The sequence below is a fragment of the Streptomyces sp. NPDC004266 genome, assembly GCF_042874095.1.
Lineage (GTDB): Bacteria > Actinomycetota > Actinomycetes > Streptomycetales > Streptomycetaceae > Streptomyces.
On record NZ_JBIAMM010000014.1, the window covers coordinates 219,941 to 236,694 of the forward strand.

General features: G+C 74.7%; 11 protein-coding genes. 7 read left to right on the forward strand and 4 right to left on the reverse strand.

The features are described from left to right. Nucleotides 1-413 precede the first annotated feature (413 nt). From prfB to ACFYUZ_RS30015, 3 genes are all read right to left on the reverse strand, one after another. Complete coding sequence (gene prfB / locus ACFYUZ_RS30005) at nucleotides 414-1,517, reverse strand: peptide chain release factor 2 (RefSeq protein WP_225801576.1); 1,104 nt, start codon at nucleotides 1,515-1,517, stop codon at nucleotides 414-416. Between the two features lie 52 nt (nucleotides 1,518-1,569). Continuing rightward, entirely contained in the window at nucleotides 1,570-2,808 is a 1,239-nt protein-coding gene (locus ACFYUZ_RS30010; RefSeq protein ID WP_389314452.1) for a protein kinase, read from the reverse strand. Nucleotides 2,809-2,915: 107 nt separating this feature from the next. Then, nucleotides 2,916-4,649, reverse strand: a complete 1,734-nt coding sequence (locus tag ACFYUZ_RS30015; RefSeq protein ID WP_389314454.1) for a serine/threonine-protein kinase — start codon at nucleotides 4,647-4,649, stop codon at nucleotides 2,916-2,918. Nucleotides 4,650-5,157: 508 nt separating this feature from the next. Between ACFYUZ_RS30015 and ACFYUZ_RS30020 the strand changes: the two genes are divergently transcribed. The 4 genes from ACFYUZ_RS30020 (at nucleotide 5,158) to ACFYUZ_RS30035 (ending at nucleotide 12,870) form a co-directional block, all read left to right on the forward strand. Continuing rightward, nucleotides 5,158-9,156: an FHA domain-containing protein gene (locus ACFYUZ_RS30020; RefSeq protein ID WP_389314456.1), complete on the forward strand. Its 3,999-nt coding sequence runs from the start codon at nucleotides 5,158-5,160 to the stop codon at nucleotides 9,154-9,156. A 123-nt stretch (nucleotides 9,157-9,279) separates the two neighbouring features. Continuing rightward, nucleotides 9,280-10,641, forward strand: coding sequence for an ABC transporter substrate-binding protein (locus tag ACFYUZ_RS30025; RefSeq protein ID WP_389314458.1), 1,362 nt, complete (start codon nucleotides 9,280-9,282; stop codon nucleotides 10,639-10,641). Nucleotides 10,642-10,648: 7 nt separating this feature from the next. Then, nucleotides 10,649-11,962: a carbohydrate ABC transporter permease gene (locus ACFYUZ_RS30030; protein ID WP_389314460.1), complete on the forward strand. Its 1,314-nt coding sequence runs from the start codon at nucleotides 10,649-10,651 to the stop codon at nucleotides 11,960-11,962. Next, nucleotides 11,959-12,870, forward strand: a complete 912-nt coding sequence (locus ACFYUZ_RS30035; protein ID WP_389314462.1) for a carbohydrate ABC transporter permease — start codon at nucleotides 11,959-11,961, stop codon at nucleotides 12,868-12,870. Before ACFYUZ_RS30030 ends, ACFYUZ_RS30035 begins: the two co-directional genes overlap by 4 nt. Before the next feature lie 10 nt (nucleotides 12,871-12,880). Here ACFYUZ_RS30035 and ACFYUZ_RS30040 read toward each other — a convergent pair whose 3' ends face one another. Then, nucleotides 12,881-13,480, reverse strand: a complete 600-nt coding sequence (locus tag ACFYUZ_RS30040) for a TetR/AcrR family transcriptional regulator (protein WP_389314464.1) — start codon at nucleotides 13,478-13,480, stop codon at nucleotides 12,881-12,883. Nucleotides 13,481-13,611: 131 nt separating this feature from the next. On the opposite strand from ACFYUZ_RS30040, the gene ACFYUZ_RS30045 reads away from it, so the two are divergent. From ACFYUZ_RS30045 to ACFYUZ_RS30055, 3 genes are read left to right on the forward strand one after another with little or no spacing between them, the layout of a single operon-like run. Next, nucleotides 13,612-14,571, forward strand: coding sequence for an ABC transporter permease (locus ACFYUZ_RS30045; RefSeq protein WP_389314466.1), 960 nt, complete (start codon nucleotides 13,612-13,614; stop codon nucleotides 14,569-14,571). Further along, the gene (locus ACFYUZ_RS30050; RefSeq protein WP_389314467.1) at nucleotides 14,564-15,349 is read left to right on the forward strand and encodes an ABC transporter ATP-binding protein; all 786 of its coding nucleotides are present in this window, start codon (nucleotides 14,564-14,566) and stop codon (nucleotides 15,347-15,349) included. The genes ACFYUZ_RS30045 and ACFYUZ_RS30050 overlap by 8 nt, the downstream gene beginning before the upstream one ends. A 38-nt stretch (nucleotides 15,350-15,387) precedes the next feature. Next, nucleotides 15,388-16,737, forward strand: a complete 1,350-nt coding sequence (locus tag ACFYUZ_RS30055) for a glycosyltransferase family 87 protein (protein ID WP_389314469.1) — start codon at nucleotides 15,388-15,390, stop codon at nucleotides 16,735-16,737. Nucleotides 16,738-16,754 lie beyond the last annotated feature (17 nt).

Genomic DNA, 16,754 nt, shown 5'->3' on the forward strand with positions numbered 1-16,754 from the left:
CCCAGTAGCTCATCTCGTCATGGGGCAGCGCTCGGGCCCCGCGCAGCAGGGGCGTGTCACCACTGGACCGGCCCCCGTTCACACGCGTCCCAGAAAAGCGCATGCCAGTACGCCACCCTTCCGAGTTTCCGATGAAGCGTCAAGGTCGTTGCGCGTGCGATGCCCGAAAGATCACCAGCTGACCGACATGCGACGATGCAACTGTGACGTAAACCCTGAACTCCGGGGCCGGCGTGGACAGTTCCCTTGTCGACAAAGCGTCCCGGTGGCCCCGCCGCCGCTTGCGTCAGCGAATCCGAGGAGGCCGAATCCGAGAAGGCCGGGTCCCCGGGAGACCGGGTCCCCGGGAGGCCCCGGAACGGCACCGGGCCCCGCACCGAGAGGTGCGGGGCCCGGCCGGAACCACGGAGGGGTTACTTGTCCTGCTGCTTGCGCCAGCGGATGCCCGCCTCCAGGAAGCCGTCGATCTCGCCGTCCAGGACGGACTGCGGGTTGCCGACCTCGAACTCCGTACGGAGGTCCTTGACCATCTGGTACGGGTGGAGCACGTACGAACGCATCTGGTTGCCCCAGGAGCTGCCGCTGTCCTTGAGGGCGTCCATCTTGGCGCGCTCCTCCTGGCGCTGGCGCTCCAGGAGCTTGGCCTGGAGGACGTTCATGGCGCTCGCCTTGTTCTGGATCTGGGAGCGCTCGTTCTGGCAGGAGACGACGATGCCGGTCGGGAGGTGCGTGATGCGCACGGCCGAGTCGGTCGTGTTGACGCCCTGGCCGCCGGGGCCCGAGGCGCGGTACACGTCGACGCGGAGGTCCGACTCCTCGATCTCCACGTGGTCCGAGGACTCGACGACCGGCAGGACCTCGACGCCGGCGAAGGAGGTCTGGCGGCGGCCCTGGTTGTCGAAGGGCGAGATGCGGACGAGCCGGTGGGTGCCCTGCTCGACGGAGAGCGTGCCGTAGGCGTACGGCGCCTTGACCACGAAGGTGGTGGACTTGATGCCCGCCTCTTCCGCGTACGAGGTCTCGTAGATCTCCGTCGAGTAGCCGTGGCGCTCCGCCCAGCGCAGGTACATGCGCTGGAGCCGCTCGGCGAAGTCGGAGGCGTCGACGCCGCCGGCCTCGGCCCGGATGTTCACCAGGGCCTCGCGCTCGTCGTACTCGCCGGAGAGGAGGGTGCGGACCTCCATCTCGTCGAGGGCCTTGCGGACGGAGCCCAGCTCCGCCTCGGCCTCGGCGAGGGTGTCCGGGTCGTCCATCTCCTCGGCGAGCTCGAAGAGCACCGCGAGGTCGTCGATCCGGCCGCGCAGGGTCTCGGCCTTGCGGACCTCGGCCTGGAGGTGCGAAAGCTTGCTCGTGATCTTCTGCGCCGCCTCCGGGTCGTCCCACAGGGACGGGGCCGCGGCCTGCTCTTCGAGCACGGCGATGTCTGCCCTCAGCTTCTCGAGGTCCAGGACGGCCTCGATCGACCCCATGGTCGAGGAGAGGGACTTCAGCTCTTCGGATACATCGACGACTGCCACGCGTCCAGCGTAACGGCTCCGGGCCGGGAGCCGAACCTGCGGCCGACGCCTCCTACGGCTGGGAGGACTGCTTGGAGTCCTGCGGCGGGGCCTCCCCGTCGCCGGAGGCCGCCAGGTAGCCGCCGACGCCGAGCGCGCCCGCGACCACGACCGCCGCGACGGTGAGGGTGATCCTTCTCTTGCGGACCGCGCCCGCCTTGTGGCGGGCCGAGCCGGGGCGGCGGGCGCCGGAGGGGCGCGGGGCGCGGGCGGTGCCGAGGGGGCCGCCGGAGAGCTCGTCGGGGGCCGGGACCCGCATGGAGGTGTGGGTGTCGCGGTTGGAGTCGGCGGAGGCGCCGGGGACGAGCGGGACGGCGGCGCGGCGGGGGCTCGGCTCGCCCGCTCCGGTGGCGGTGGCGTACGCGTCCTCCTCGTACGGCTCCGGGGCCGGTTCCGCGCCCGGCTCGTCGACGTCCAGCGGCGGGATGCCCTTGAGCAGCGGCAGGACGTCCCCGAGGCGGGCGGCGAGCTCGGAGGCGCGCAGTCGGGAGGCGGGGGCCTTGGCGAGGCACTGGACGATCGTCTGCCACAGCTCCTCGGGGATGCCGGGCAGCGGGACGACGGTCTCGGTGACGTGGCGGCGCAGGACCGCGCCGGGGTGGCCGCCGCCGAACGGGGTGAAGCCGGCCAGCAGCTCGTACAGGACGGTCGCGAGGGCGTAGATGTCGACGGCGGCGCGCGGCGGGAGGCCCTCGACGATCTCGGGGGCGAGGTAGTCGGGGGTGCCGATGATCCGGGTGGCCTTGGTGCGGCCGGGGGTGTCGATCAGCTTGGCGACGCCGAAGTCGGTGAGGAGGGCGGGGTGGGCCCCGCCGGGGCCGAGCGGGCCCTCCATGTCGAGCAGGATGTTCTCCGGCTTGACGTCCCGGTGGACGACGCCGGCGGCGTGCGCGGCGGCGAGGGCCTCGGCGACGTCGGCGACGATCGCGACGGCGGCCTCGGGGGCGAGCCGTCGCTCCCGGTCGAGCCGGGTGCGCAGGTCGGTGCCGCGGACGAGATCCATGACGAGGGCGAGGTCGTTGCCGTCGACGACGAGGTCGCGGACCTTGACGACCCGGGGGTGGTCGAGGCCGAGCAGTGCGGTCCGCTCCTGGACGAAGCGGCTGACGAGTTCCTGGTCGGAGGCCAGGTCCTCGCGCAGCAGTTTGACGGCGACGGGCCCTTCGGGTCCCTCGCCGAGCCACACCGTTCCGGCGCTGCCCCGCCCGAGGATCTGGTGGGCGGTGTAGCGGCTGCCGATGTTCCGTGCCAAGACTGCTCCCTCAGCGGCTGCGGTTCTCGACAAAGCTACGCGTCCACGGCCGCCGGTCTCGACTTCCGAGGGGAAATCACCCCTCGGAAGTCGACAAATCGGCAGTGTTACTGCCCCGTACCGCCGGTAGCACCCGTCCCGGTGCCCGTGTTCGCGCTGTCGAACAGGTCGGAGACCCAGGTGGTGAGCGACGAGATGCCGTCGCCGATGGCCTGCCAGTAGCCCTTGCCCTGGGCGACCCAGTCCTGGAGCGGGGTGAGCTCCCAGACGAGCCAGCCGGCGACCACGAACAGGACGATCATGATCAGGCAGCCCTTGAGGCAGCCGAGACCGGGGATCCGCACCGGGTTCGCGCTCCGCTGGCGCGGCGGGCGCGGCTCCCGGGGCGCGGGGGCCTGGGGCGGCGGCTGCGGCGGCGCGTACTGCTGCTGCTGCGGGGCGTACTGCTGGGGCGGCGGCGGGGGCGCGTACTGCTGCGGCTGCTGCTGGTACTGCTGGGGCGCGGGGCGCTGCGGGGCCGGGCGCTGCTGCTGGTACTGCTGGGGCGGCTGCTGCCCGTACGCCCCGGGGCGGGCGTCCTGCGGCGGCTGCTGCGGCCGGCGCTGCGGGCGGCGCCGCAGGGGGTCCTCGCTCGGGTCGAGGTACTGCACCTGCGTCTGCTCGTTGCGGTCGCGGACCTGCCGCAGCTGGCTCTGCCAGGGGTGCGGTTCCTCCGGCTGACCGGGCTGGGGCGGCTGCGGCGGTACGGGGGGCATGACGGCCGTCGGATCGGCGGCACCCGCCGGGCCGCTGGTCGGCATGACGCTGGTCGCGGCGGCGGGGTCGTACTGCGGGGGCGCCCCGGCACCGGCGGCGCCGGTCGGCAGCACCTGGGTCGGGTCGGCGGCGCCGCGGGCCTGGGCCTCCGGGGTGCCCGGGACCGGCGCGGGCGCCGGATCCGGGGCGAGGAGCGCGCCCACGCCCTCCGCCGCCTCGATCTGGGCGGGCGTGGCGTGCACGCCGATGCCCGCGGCGACCGCGCGCAGGCCCCGGGCGAGGTTCACGGCGCTCGGCCGCTGGTCCGGGTTCTTGCTGAGGCAGCGCTCTATGACCGTCCACAGGGGCCCGGGCACGGTCGAGGGGCGGCGCGGCTCCTCGCTGAGGTGGCGGTGGAGGACCTCCAGGGCGGTGCCGCCCGCGAACGGGGGCCGGCCGGTGACCAGCTCGTAGAGGAGGATGCCGGCGCCGTAGATGTCGACGGCGGAGGTCTGCGGGCGGCCCTCGGCGGACTCGGGCGCCACGTACGCGGGCGTGCCGACGAACTCGTGGGTGCGGGTCAGGCCCGGGGAGTCCGCGAGGCGCGCGATGCCGAAGTCGGTCAGCATCGGGTGCATCTCGCCGCCCTGCTCGGCGAGCAGGACGTTGGCCGGCTTGAGGTCGCGGTGGACGACGCCGTCGGCGTGGCTGGCGGCGAGCGCGTCGGCGATCTGGGCGGTGAGGAGGGCTGCGGCGACCGGGGTGAGCGGACCGCTCTCCCTGATGTACCGGTGCAGGTCGGGGCCCTCGACGAGGTCCATGACGAGGGCGAGGACATCGCCCTCGACGACCAGGTCGCGGGTGCGCACGATGTTCGGATGGGTCAGCCGGAGCAGCACGGACCGCTCGCGCAGGAAGCGCATCACGATGTCCGCGTCGTTGGCCAGCTCCTCCTTGAGGACCTTGATCGCGACGGTCTCGCCGGGCTGGCCGGGCACGGCCGCCTCGGCGCCCGCCGTCTCCCGCTGGCGGGCTCGCCAGACGGTGCCCGTGGCGCCGCGGCCGAGCGGCTCCTCGAGCAGGTACTTGCTGCCGATAGGCCGCACGTCACGCGCTCCCTGCTGATCGTGGTCCTGGGGTGGTCCCCGGGGCGTCCCCGGGGTCCCTGTCCTCTGTTGCCCCGGGTCCCTGTCCTCTGTTGTGACCCGTCCGGGTGTCCGACCCACTTTAGTGCCGCCGAACGGGTCACAGGCCGGTCGTCCACAGGCCGGTCCCGCTGCCGTGTCCGGGTCTCGCCGGGGGATCGGAGCGGACGGAACTTGTCCGGAAGAAGACGCTCCACGGCGGACGACGGTTGCCAGGCATGGTCCGAAGGCATGCCCAACCAGGCTATTTCTCGCCCACCGCCGAACATTCAAGATCATTTGTGACCGACCCGCGGGCGTGTCGTCGGTGGCAGGTGCGAGGATGCCTCCAGCACGTCGCGTCGACGGGGTCGGGAGCCCCCGCGCCGTGCCGACCTGTACCGGGCGACGCGTCCGTGCCGGGTGGGGGGAGACACAGGGCGGTTCCCCCCTGCCGAGCCGGCTCGCGCAGAAGGGACCGCTGACGGCGATGCAGATCCGGCTGACCGTCCTCGCGCCGTACGCCGGCCACGGCGCCGGGCGCGCCTGCGACGTGCTCGTCACGGCCCCCGCCGGGACGGCTCTCGCCGCCGTGGCCTCGAACCTCGCCGCCGCCGTCACCGGCCCCGACACCTCCGCCTCGGGCACGACCGTCCTCTACGCGGGCGCGGAGCGGCTCGACGGCCGGCGCTGCGTCCTCGGCGAGCCCCCGCTGGTCGACGGCGCGGTCCTCTCCCTCCAGGTCCCCGGCCCCGACGACCGGGTCGACGAGACGGCCTCCGCCCGGCTGCACGTGGTGGCCGGACCCGACGCGGGCGGAGTGCACCTGCTGCACGGCGGAGCGATCAGAATCGGCCGTTCCGTCGACGCCGACGTGCCCCTCGACGACCCCGACGTCTCCCGCGCCCACTGCACGGTGACCGTCGGCGAGGACGGCCGCGTCACGGTCTCCGACCGCGGCTCGACGAACGGCACGACGCTCGACGGCGTGCCCGTCGGCGACCGTCCGGTGCCGCTCCGCCCGGGCGCGCTGCTGCGCCTCGGCGAGTCCGCCCTGCGGCTGACGGGCGCCCCCGGCGGCACGGACGCGGTGGCGACCGCCCCGGACGGCGAGGGCCACCTCCGCGTCGCGCCCGGGACGCGCCTGCCGGACCGCGCCGGGCAGGTGGGACCGGGCGACGACACCACCCACGGCGGAGCGCGCGGCATCGCGTACGGCGAGGTCTACGACGGGGGCCACGCGCACGCGGGGGACCCGCACGACGGACACGGCGGCCCGTCCTCCCACGACGGGGACGAGCCGCACGACGGGGCCCGGGGCCGCGGGGACGCGCCCGCGGCTCCCCCCGCGTCCGCGCGCGGCGGCAAGCGCGGACTCGGCGCATGGGCCCGGCGCCTCGCGGGCGGCCGCGAGGAGCTCCCGGCCCCCGCCGGCCTCCACGGCTCCCCGGAGACGCACGCGGGCACCCGGCCCGGCCCCGGCGCCCCGGACGGCGCCCCCGGCCCCGTACCGCGCGCCGACACGTGGCCCGACCCGGCCACCGTCCTGCTCACCGCCCTCGGCCCGGGCCCCCGGCTCTGGGAGCGGGCCCAGGGCCACCCCGAGTCCCTGGTGGTCCGGCTCGGCACCACCGACCGCGCCGAACTCTCCGGAGTGCCGGTCACCGTCGGACTCCGCGAGGCCGGGTCCCTCGGCCTGGCGGGCCCCGGCGACCGGCTCACCGGGCTCGCGCGCTCGGTCGTGGCCCAGCTCGCCGCCCTGCACTCCCCCTCCGACCTGGAGATCGTCCTCATCAGCGCCGACCGGAACCGCTCCCTGGAGGAGCGGCGCCGGGCCTGGGGCTGGCTCGGCTGGCTCCCCCACGTCCGGCCGGCCCACGGCCAGGACTGCCGCCTGCTCCTGGCGTACGACCGCGACCAGGCCCACGCGCGCACGGCCGAGCTGACCCGCCGGCTCGACGACGGCCCGCTGGGTCCCGGCTGGCCCAGCGCCGACCGCGCGTCCGTCGCCGAGGCCGCCGCCCGCCACGACGGGCCCACGACGGTCGTCATCGTCGACGGCGACCCCGGATCGGCGGCCCTCCGCGAGACGGTCGCGCGCCTCGCGGGCGCGGGCGCGGCGGCCGGCATCCACCTCCTGTGCCTCGCCGAGGCGCCCTCCGCCACCCCGGACTCGCCCGTGGCCGCCACGTACGAGGCCGCGTGCGCCGCGTCCCTCGCCTTCCGCGAGTGCGGGGCCGCGGCGCTCCTGAGCGGTGACGTGGCGACGGCCCTGCGGCTGCTCCGGACCTCCGGCGGGCGGCTCGCGGGCCACGGCACCGTCGGCGTCGTCGACGCGGTCTCCGTCGCCTGGGCCGAGCGGTTCGGCCGGGCCCTCGCCCCGCTGCGCCCCGAGACGGCCGCGGCACCGGGCAGCCGGGCCGCCGCGCTGCCCCCCTCGGCCCGGCTCCTCGACGAGCTCGGGCTCGCCCGGGCCACCCCCGCCTCCCTGATGGCCCGCTGGGCCTCCGCCGGGGACGGCACGGCCGTCCTGGGCGCGGGCCCGCGCGGACCGCTCTCCGTGGACCTCACCAAGGAGGGCCCGCACCTGCTGATCGAGGGCCCGGCGGGCAGCGGCCGCACGGAGCTGCTCCGCTCGATCGCCGCCTCGCTCGCGGCGGGCGGCCGCCCCGACCGGCTCGGGCTGCTCCTCGTGGACGGCGCGGGCGGCGAGCGCGGCGAGGGCCTCTCGGTCTGTACGGAGCTGCCGCACGTCACCGAGCACCTGGTCGCCTCGGACCCGGTACGGATGCGGGAGTTCGCGCAGGCGCTCGGCGCCGAGCTGAAGCGCCGGGCGGAGCTTCTGGGCGACGGGCACTTCGCCGACCGCCGGGGGGCGGCGCGCGCCGCCGACCGGCTGATCGGGCAGCGCGCCCCGAGCGCGGCGGAGACCGTGCCCCAGGGCGCCCGCGCGACCGTCCGCGTCCCGGACACCGGCGACCTCGCGGACCGCCCGAGCGGCCGCACGCTGCGCACGGGCGACGGCACGATCGGCGCGCTCCCGAGCAGCGGCCGCGTTCCGCGCACGGGCGCCGACGACGTGACGGGCCGCACGAGCGGACGCGTCCCGTACCCCGGCGCGGACGACGTCACCGCCCGGAGCAGCGGCCGCGTCCCGGGCACGGGCGACCTCGGCGGCCGCCCCAGCAGCCGCACCCTCCGCACGACCGAGCCCGCTCCCGCGGACCACCCGGCCGTCCGCCCCCCGCGCACGGCCGCGGACGACGTGACGGGCCGCACGAGCGGACGCGTGCCGTACCCGTCCGGCGAAGACCTCACCGGCCGCCCCGGCGGCCGCGTCCCGTACCCGGGCGCGGACGACGTGACGGGCCGCACGAGCGGACGCGTGTCGCGCACCGGCGCGGACGACGGGGCGGGCCGGGCCGGCGGCCGTGTTCCGTACCCCTCCGCCGACGACGTCACCGGCCGCCCCGGCGGCCGCACCCCGTATCCCGGCGCGGGCGATCTCGGCGACCGCCCGAGCGGACGCCTCCCCCGGGCCGGGGACGGGGCCCTCGACGAGCGGTCCGGTGCGCGGGCGCGGTCCGGCGGGGACGCCTTCCTGGCCGACACGCCCTCCGGGCGGCTGCCGCGGCGGGACGGCGGGTCCCTCGGCGACCGGGCGAGCGGCCGCACCCTCCGCGCGGGCGACGGCGACCTCGCCGAGCACCCGAGCGGCCGCGTCCCGTACCCGGGCGCGGACGACGTGACGGGCCGCACGAGCGGACGCGTGTCGCGCACCGGCGCGGACGACGTCACCGCCCGGAGCAGCGGCCGGGTCCCCCGACCCGCCTCCGACGACCTCGCCGCCCGGACCAGCGGCCGCATCCCCCATCCCGCCACCGAGGACTCCGCGGGGCGGATCCCCCGGCCCGCTTCGGGGGATCCGGGGGCCGGGCGGGCGACGGGAGCCGGGCAGCTGCCGCGGCTCGTCGTGCTCGTCGACGACTTCGACGCCCTGGTCGCCCCCGCGCTCGGTGCCCCCGGCCGGCCCGCCGCCGGGTCCGTCGTGCGGGTCCTGGAGGCCATCGCGCGGAACGGCGAGCGGCTCGGGGTGCACCTGGTGGCGACCTCGGCGCGCCCGGACCGGACCGTCGACACGGAGCTGGCCCACGGGGCCCGGCTGCGGATCGTGCTCGACGCGCCGCCGGTGGCGGCGGGCCCGGACGTGCCGGCGGCCGGGCGGGGACGCCTCGGGCATCCGGACGGCCGGGTGACCCCCTTCCAGGCGGGTCGCGTCACGGGCCGGATCCCCCGGACGGCGACGCTCCGTCCGACGGTCGTCCCGCTGGAGTGGGAGCGGATGGGCGACCCGCCCACCCGTCGCCCGGTCCGTGAACTGGGCAACGGACCGACGGACCTGGCGCTCCTGGCGAGCGCGCTGGACCGGGCGGCGCGCTCGGTCGAGGCGACGCCGGTGGCCCCCCTGACCCCGGCCACGCACGGCTGACGGCACGTCACGAGGGCGTCACGATCGCCCTCTTGGGGCGGGAGGCGGTATTGCGGGGCTCCTCGGCCCGGCGTAGACCTGTCGGCACGGGACAGCGAAGCGCACGGGAGAGACGGGGCAGCGATGCGTACAACTCTTCGGCCACGCAGGGCCGCAGTGACCTTCACGGCGTTGACGGCGGTGGCCGCACTCGCCCTCGCGGGCTGCGGCGACGGCGGCTCCTCGAAGGACCCGGAGCCCGCACCGGACCGGGACCTCTCCCTCAAGGGCGAGAAGATCGAGGTCGCCGCCGTCTGGACGGGCCCGGAGCAGGAGAACTTCACCAAGGTCCTGAAGGAGTTCGAGAGGCGCACCGGCGCGACCGTCACCTTCGTGCCCGCGCAGGACCCGATCGTGAACTTCCTCGGTACGAAGATCGCCGGCGGTGCGCCGCCGGACGTGGCGATGCTCCCGCAGGTGGGCGCGATCCAGCAGGCCGCCGCGCAGAAGTGGCTCAAGCCGGTCGGCCCGGAGGCGAAGGCCCAGCTGGCGGCGAACTACTCGCGCGGCTGGCAGGAGCTCGGCGCGGTGGACGGCACCCAGTACGGGGTCTACTTCAAGGCCGCCAACAAGTCCCTGGTCTGGTACAACACCGCCGTCTTCGAGAACGCGGGCGCCTCGGAGCCGAAGACCTGGAAGGAGTTCCTGGGCACCGCCGAGACGATCTCGGCCTCCGGCGTGACCCCGGTCTCGGTGGGCGGCGCGGACGGCTGGACCCTCACCGACTGGTTCGAGAACGTCTATCTCTCCCAGGCCGGTCCGGCCAAGTACGACCAGCTGGCGAAGCACGAGATCAAGTGGACGGACCCGTCCGTCGCCGCCGCCCTGAAGACCCTCGCCGAGCTCTTCGGCAAGCCGGCGCTGATCGCGGGCGGCCCGACCGGCGCGCTGCAGACGGAGTACCCGGCCTCGGTCACGCAGACCTTCACGGGCGGCGACCAGCCCAAGGGGGCGATGGTCTTCGAGGGCGACTTCGCCGCCGTCAACATCGCGCAGACCAAGGCGGAGATCGGGAAGGACGCGAAGGTCTTCCCCTTCCCGAAGGTCGGCGACGGCGGCACCTCCCCGGTGGTGACGGCCGGTGACGCGGCCGTGGCCCTGAAGGACACCAAGGGCGCGCAGGCGCTGCTCGCCTTCCTCGCCTCCCCGGACGCGGCGAAGATCTGGGCGGCCGAGGGCGGGTTCCTCTCCCCCAACAAGAACCTGGACCCGGCGGCGTACCCGAACGACGTCCAGCGCGAGATCGCCAAGGCGCTCGTCGGCGCCGGTGACGACTTCCGCTTCGACATGTCGGACCAGATGCCGCAGTCCTTCGGCGGGACGCCGGGCAAGGGCGAGTGGAAGGCGCTCCAGGACTTCCTGAAGGACCCGAAGGACGTCGCCGGGACCCAGGCGCGTCTGGAGGCGGACGCGGCGAAGGCGTACAAGGCCGCCGCGAAGGGCTGAGGCCGACATGCCGGCCACCACGACCAGAACCAGGGCCAGGAGCAGGAGCAGGACCGTGGCGGCGGGGTTCCTGCTGCCCGCCCTGCTCCTGCTCGGCGCGCTCGTCGTCTACCCGATCGGGTACTCCGTCCGGCGGTCCCTCTTCGACCGTTCCGGCGCCTCCTTCGTCGGCCTCGACAACTACCTCGCGCTGGTCACCGACGACTCGCTCCGGACCGCCGTCCGCAACAACCTGATCTGGCTGGTGGTGGCCCCGGCGGTCGCCACCGCGCTCGGTCTGGTCTTCGCGGTGCTGACCGAACGCGTCCGCTGGGGGACGGCGTTCAAGCTGGTCGTCTTCATGCCGATGGCGATCTCGATGCTCGCCGCCGGGATCATCTTCCGGCTCGTCTACGAGCAGGACCCGGACCGCGGGGTCGCCAACGCCGTCTGGGTCGGGGTCCACGACACCTTCGCCGAGTCCTCCGGCTTCCCCCGGGCCCGGCCGCTGCCCGTGCATCCGCTGGAGGCGGCCGGCGGCGGGGCGTTCGTCACGAAGGAGCCGGTGCGGCGGGGAGCGCCGGTGCTGCTGCCGCTGGTCGGGGTGGCTCCGGCGCAGATGCCCCGGGACGCCCGCCCGGCGCACGCACCGACGCCCGCGTCCACCGGGATCACCGGAACGGCCTGGCTGGACTTCACGCGGGGCGGCGGCGGGAAGCCGAACGTGGTCGATCCGAAGGAACTGGGCCTGAAGGGGCTGCGGATCGAGGCGGTACGGGACGGGAAGGTGGTCGCCACGGCCACGGCGGCGGCCGACGGCGGCTTCACCCTGCCGGCGGACCGCGCCGACGGAGCGGTGCTGCGACTGCCCGCGAGCAACTTCCGGGAGCAGTACGACGGCGTGGAGTGGCTGGGCCCCTCGCTCGTCACCCCGGCCGTGATCGGCGCGTACGTGTGGATGTGGGCCGGCTTCGCGATGGTCCTGATCGGCGCCGGGCTCGCGGCCGTGCCGCGCGAACTCCTGGAGGCGGCGCGGGTGGACGGGGCGAACGAGTGGCAGGTGTTCCGGCGGATCACGGTGCCGCTCCTGGCCCCCGTCCTCGTGGTCGTCCTGGTCACCCTGATGATCAACGTGCTCAAGGTCTTCGACCTGGTCTTCGTCATCGCGCCGGGTTCCGCGCAGGACGACGCGAACGTGCTCGCGCTCCAGCTGTACCGCTCGTCCTTCGGCACGGACGCGGACCTCGGGGTCGGCTCGGCCATCGCCGTCGTGCTGCTCCTCCTCGTGCTGCCGGTGATGGTGGTCAACGTCCGCCGCATCCGAAGGGAGTCCCGCCGATGACGTCGCTCACCACCGAGACCGCCGCCGAGGCCGCCCCGCGGAGCACCCCCGGGTCCGGCGCGCGTCTCGTCGCCCGGCTCGCCGGCGGGGCCGCGTCCGGCGCCGTCCGGGTCCTCCTCGTCCTCGCCGGCCTGTTCTGGCTGATGCCGACGGTCGGACTGCTGCTCTCCTCGCTCCGCTCGCCGTCCGACATCGCGGCGAGCGGCTGGTGGCAGGTGTTCACGGCCCCGGCCCAACTGACCACCGAGAACTACGCCCGTCTCCTCGCGAACGACACGATCACCGGCTCGCTGCTCTCCACCGTCCTGATCACCGTCCCGGCCACCCTCCTGGTCCTCCTCATCGGCTCGCTCGCCGGTTACGCCTTCGCGTGGCTGGAGTTCCCGGGCCGGGACTGGTGGTTCCTGGGCGTGGTCGCGCTCCTCGTCGTCCCGGTGCAGGTGGCCCTGGTCCCGGTGTCGAAGCTGTTCGGGGCGGTGGGGCTCTTCGAGACGACGGCCGGGGTGGTCCTCTTCCACACGGCCTTCGGCCTGCCGTTCGCGATCTTCCTGCTGCGGAACTTCTTCGCGGAGATCCCGCGGGAGCTGCTCGAAGCGGCGCGGCTCGACGGGGCGGGCGAGATCCGCCTCTTCACCCGGGTGGTGCTGCCGCTCGGCGGTCCGGCGATCGCCTCGCTGGGGATCTTCCAGTTCCTGTGGGTGTGGAACGACATGCTGGTCGCGCTGATCTTCGCGGACTCGCAGTCGCCGCCGATCACGGTGGCGCTCCAGCAGCAGGTGCGCCAGTTCGGCAACAACGTGGACGTGCTGGCGCCGGGGGCGTTCGTGTCGATGGTGGTGCCGCTGGTGGTGTTCTTCGCGTTCCAGCGGCAGTTCGCGTCGGGGGTGATGGCGGGCGCGGTGAAGTAGCCCGTGGGCCCTACGCCTTGAGCGCCGCCACCGCCGAGCGCGCGAGTTCGTCCACGTATCCCTTCGGCAGGGGCGTACGGACGACGACGAGGCGCCAGTAGAGCGGGCCGACGGCCAGGTCGAGGGCCTTGCCCGGGTCGGTGCCCTCGGGGAGTTCGCCGCGTGCGACGGCCTCGCGGACGATCTGGGTCATGACGCCCTGCTGTCCGTCGAGCAGCACGGCCTTGACGGTCTCGGCGATCTCGGGGTGGCGGGCGGCCTCGACGAGCAGGTCCGGGATGACCTGGGAGGCGACCGGGTGGCGCAGGGCGTGCGAGGCCACTTCGAGGAGGGCGCGCACGTCTCCGTACAGGGAGCCGCTGGCGGGTGCCGGGAGGCCCTGGGCGGCGAAGGCGCCGACGAGGTCGAGGACGAGGGAGAGCTTGGACTTCCAGCGGCGGTAGACGGCGGTCTTGCCGACGCCCGCGCGGCGCGCGATGCCCTCGATGGACATCCGGGCGTAGCCGACGGCCGCGAGCTCCTCGAAGACGGCGGCACGGATGGCCTCGGTCACGTCCTCGCGGAGCACGGCGGCGCCGGCGGGGGCGCGGCGGGGGGTCGGGTCGGTCATGAACGGCATCCTAACCAACGGCGATGCCCCGGAGGCGTTACGACGATACGGTTGCGTTCCGTCGTGGGAGCGTCCTAACCTCACCGTAGCGACGATACGGACCCGTCCCATCGCCGACGGCGCATGCGTCCATGCCTGCGCACACCCCTCGTCGAAAGCTCCCGCCCGTGACCACGACCCTGGCCCCACCCGCACCCCAGACGCAGACGCCGGCCGCCCCCGCGGAGGACCTCGGCGCCCTCGCCCGCCGCCACGGCCTGAGCGTCAGCGGCGCCCGCCCCCCGCTCCCCGCCTACGTGCGGCAGCTCTGGTCCCGCCGCGACTTCATCACCGCCTTCGCGACCGCCCGCCTCACCGCCCAGTTCAGCCAGGCGCGCCTCGGCCAGGTCTGGCAGGTGATGACCCCGCTCCTCAACGCGGCCGTGTACTACCTGATCTTCGGCGTCCTGATGAACGCGAAGAGCGGCGTGCCCGACTACGTGCCCTTCCTGGTGACCGGCATCTTCGTGTGGACCTTCACGGCCAACACGATCCAGTCCGGCACCCGGGCGATCAGCGGCAACCTGGGCCTCGTCCGCGCCCTGCACTTCCCCCGCGCGAGCCTGCCGATCTCGCTCGCCCTCCAGCAGCTCCAGCAGCTGCTGTTCTCGCTCGGCGTGCTCGTCGTGCTCCTGGCCTGCTTCGGCGAGTTCCCCGCCTGGAGCTGGCTGCTCGCCGCCCCGGCGCTGTTCCTGCAGTCGCTGTTCAACACGGGCGTGGCGCTCGTCCTGGCCCGGCTCGCGGCCCGTACCCCCGACATCGGCCAGCTGATGCCGTTCGTGCTCCGCACCTGGATGTACGCCTCGGGCGCGATGTGGTCGATCCAGAACCTGGCGAGCAGCGGCCGCTTCCCGGAGGCCGTGGTCCTCGCGCTCCAGTGCAACCCGGCGGCGGTCTACATCGACCTCATGCGCTTCGCCCTGATCGAGAGCTTCACGGCGTCGCAGCTCCCGCCGCACGTGTGGGCGCTCGCCGCGGGCTGGGCCCTGCTCGCCTTCGGGGGCGGTTTCATCTGGTTCTGGAAGGCGGAGGAGACGTACGGCCGTGGCTGAATCCCCGAGGACGCCCACCGTCGTGGTCGACGACGTCCACATCACGTACACCGTCCACGGCGGGCACCCCGGCGGCCGGGGCGGCGCCACCGCCGCGCTCGGCCGGATGGTGCGCCGCCGCACGGCTCCGGCCGGCCGCCGCGTCCACGCCGTGAAGGGCGTCGGTTTCGTCGCGTACCGGGGCGAGGCAATTGGCCTGATCGGTTCGAACGGATCCGGGAAATCCACCCTCCTGAAGGCCGTCGCGGGCCTCCAGCCCGTGGACCGGGGGCGGATCTACACCCACGGGCAGCCCTCCCTCCTCGGCGTGAACGCGGCCCTGATGGACGATCTGACCGGCGAGCGGAACGTGATCCTGGGCGGTCTCGCGATGGGCATGAGCCGCTCGGAGGTCCAGGAGCGCTACGAGGACATCGTCGACTTCTCCGGCATCAACGAGAAGGACGACGCGATCTCCCGCCCGATGCGGACCTACTCCTCCGGGATGGGCGCGCGGCTGCGCTTCTCCATCGCCGCCGCGAAGAGCCACGACGTGCTCCTCATCGACGAGGCCCTGTCGACCGGCGACGCGCGTTTCCGCCGCCGCAGCCGGCAGCGGATCGACGAACTGAGGGCGGAGGCGGGGACGGTCTTCCTGGTCAGCCACTCGAACTCCACGATCACGCAGACCTGCGACCGGGCGCTGTGGCTGGAGGCCGGGACGCTGCGGATGGACGGGCCGGCGGAGGAGGTGGTGGCGGCATACGAGGAGTTCACGGCCGGGCCGAGGGCGAAGTAACGGAACAAACGAGACATCGCGGTCTAAAGTGCGGTGGGATGACGAACGATCACCCTGAGTCGCCGCCCCGCCCCGGAGGCGAGACCCCTCCCCGCCCCGGAGGCGAACCCCCGGTCCCGCCCCGCTCCGCGGACGAACTTCCCGCCCTCACCAAGTCCCCCTTCGACTCGGACACCTTCACCTCCGCCACCTTCGTCACCGTCGGCCGCGGCCCCGACCTCGCCCTCGCCGCCGTCTGGATCCTCGCCCGGGCCGGCATGCTCCTGCTGCTCGTCCGCGACGACCTCGGCATCGGCGGGGTGGGCCGCGAGGTGGGCCTCTACCAGTACTGGTACGGGCAGTTCGCCGCCGGCACCTTCCCGCCCGGCGACGCCACCTGGCAGTACCCGCCCGGCGCGGGCCTCGTGGTCATGGCGCCGGGCCTCCTCCCCTGGCTCACCTACTTCCAGGCCTTCGTCGCCCTCACCCTCCTCGCCGACGCCGTCGTCACGCTCGCCCTCGCCCGCGCCGACAGCGCCCGCGTCACCCACGGTGCCTGGATCTGGGTCTGCGGCCTCCCCCTCCTCCTCCACCTGCCGCTCGCCCGGTACGACGTGCAGACCACCGCCCTCGCCGTGCTCGCCCTGCTCGCCCTCGGCACCCGCTCCACCGCCGCCCACCGGCTCGGCGGCGCGCTCGCCGGCATCGGCGCCATGGTCAAGGTGTGGCCCGCGCTCACCCTGATCGGCACGCCCCGGGGCCGTACCACCCGGGAGGCCTGGACCGCCGCCGCCGTCACCGCCCTCGTGCTCCTCGCCACCCTGGCGCTGCTCTTCTCCGAGTCGCTGGGCTTCCTGCGCCAGCAGGGCAGCCGCGGCATCCAGATCGAGTCCCTGGGCGGCACGGCCCTCGCGGTGGCCCGCGCCACCGGAGCCTGGTCGGGCAGGGTCGACTTCCGCTACGGGGCCTTCGAGTACGTCGGCCCGTACGTCTCCACCCTCGGGCACCTCGCCCTGCTGCTCACCGTCCTCGCCTTCGGCTGGCTGCTCCTGTGGCGCCTCCAGGCCCGCCGCTGGACCCCCGCCACCCCGCTCGACGCGGCCCTCGCCGCCGTCCTGCTCTTCACCGTCACCAGCCGGGTGATCAGCCCCCAGTACATGGTCTGGCTGATCGGCCTCGCCGCCGTCTGCCTGACCTCCCGCCACACCGTGATGCGCCCGGTCGCCCTGCTGCTCCTCCCGGCGGCCGCCCTCAGCTCCCTCGCGTACCCCGTCCTCTACGCGGACGTGGTGGACGGCACCGCCACCGGCCTGGCCGTCATGGTGCTCCGCAACGGCCTGCTCCTCGCGGCGGCCCTGCTCGCCGCCCGCCGCCTGTGGACCTCGACGGCGGCCCCCGACGCGGAATGAGGAAGGGCCCCGACCGG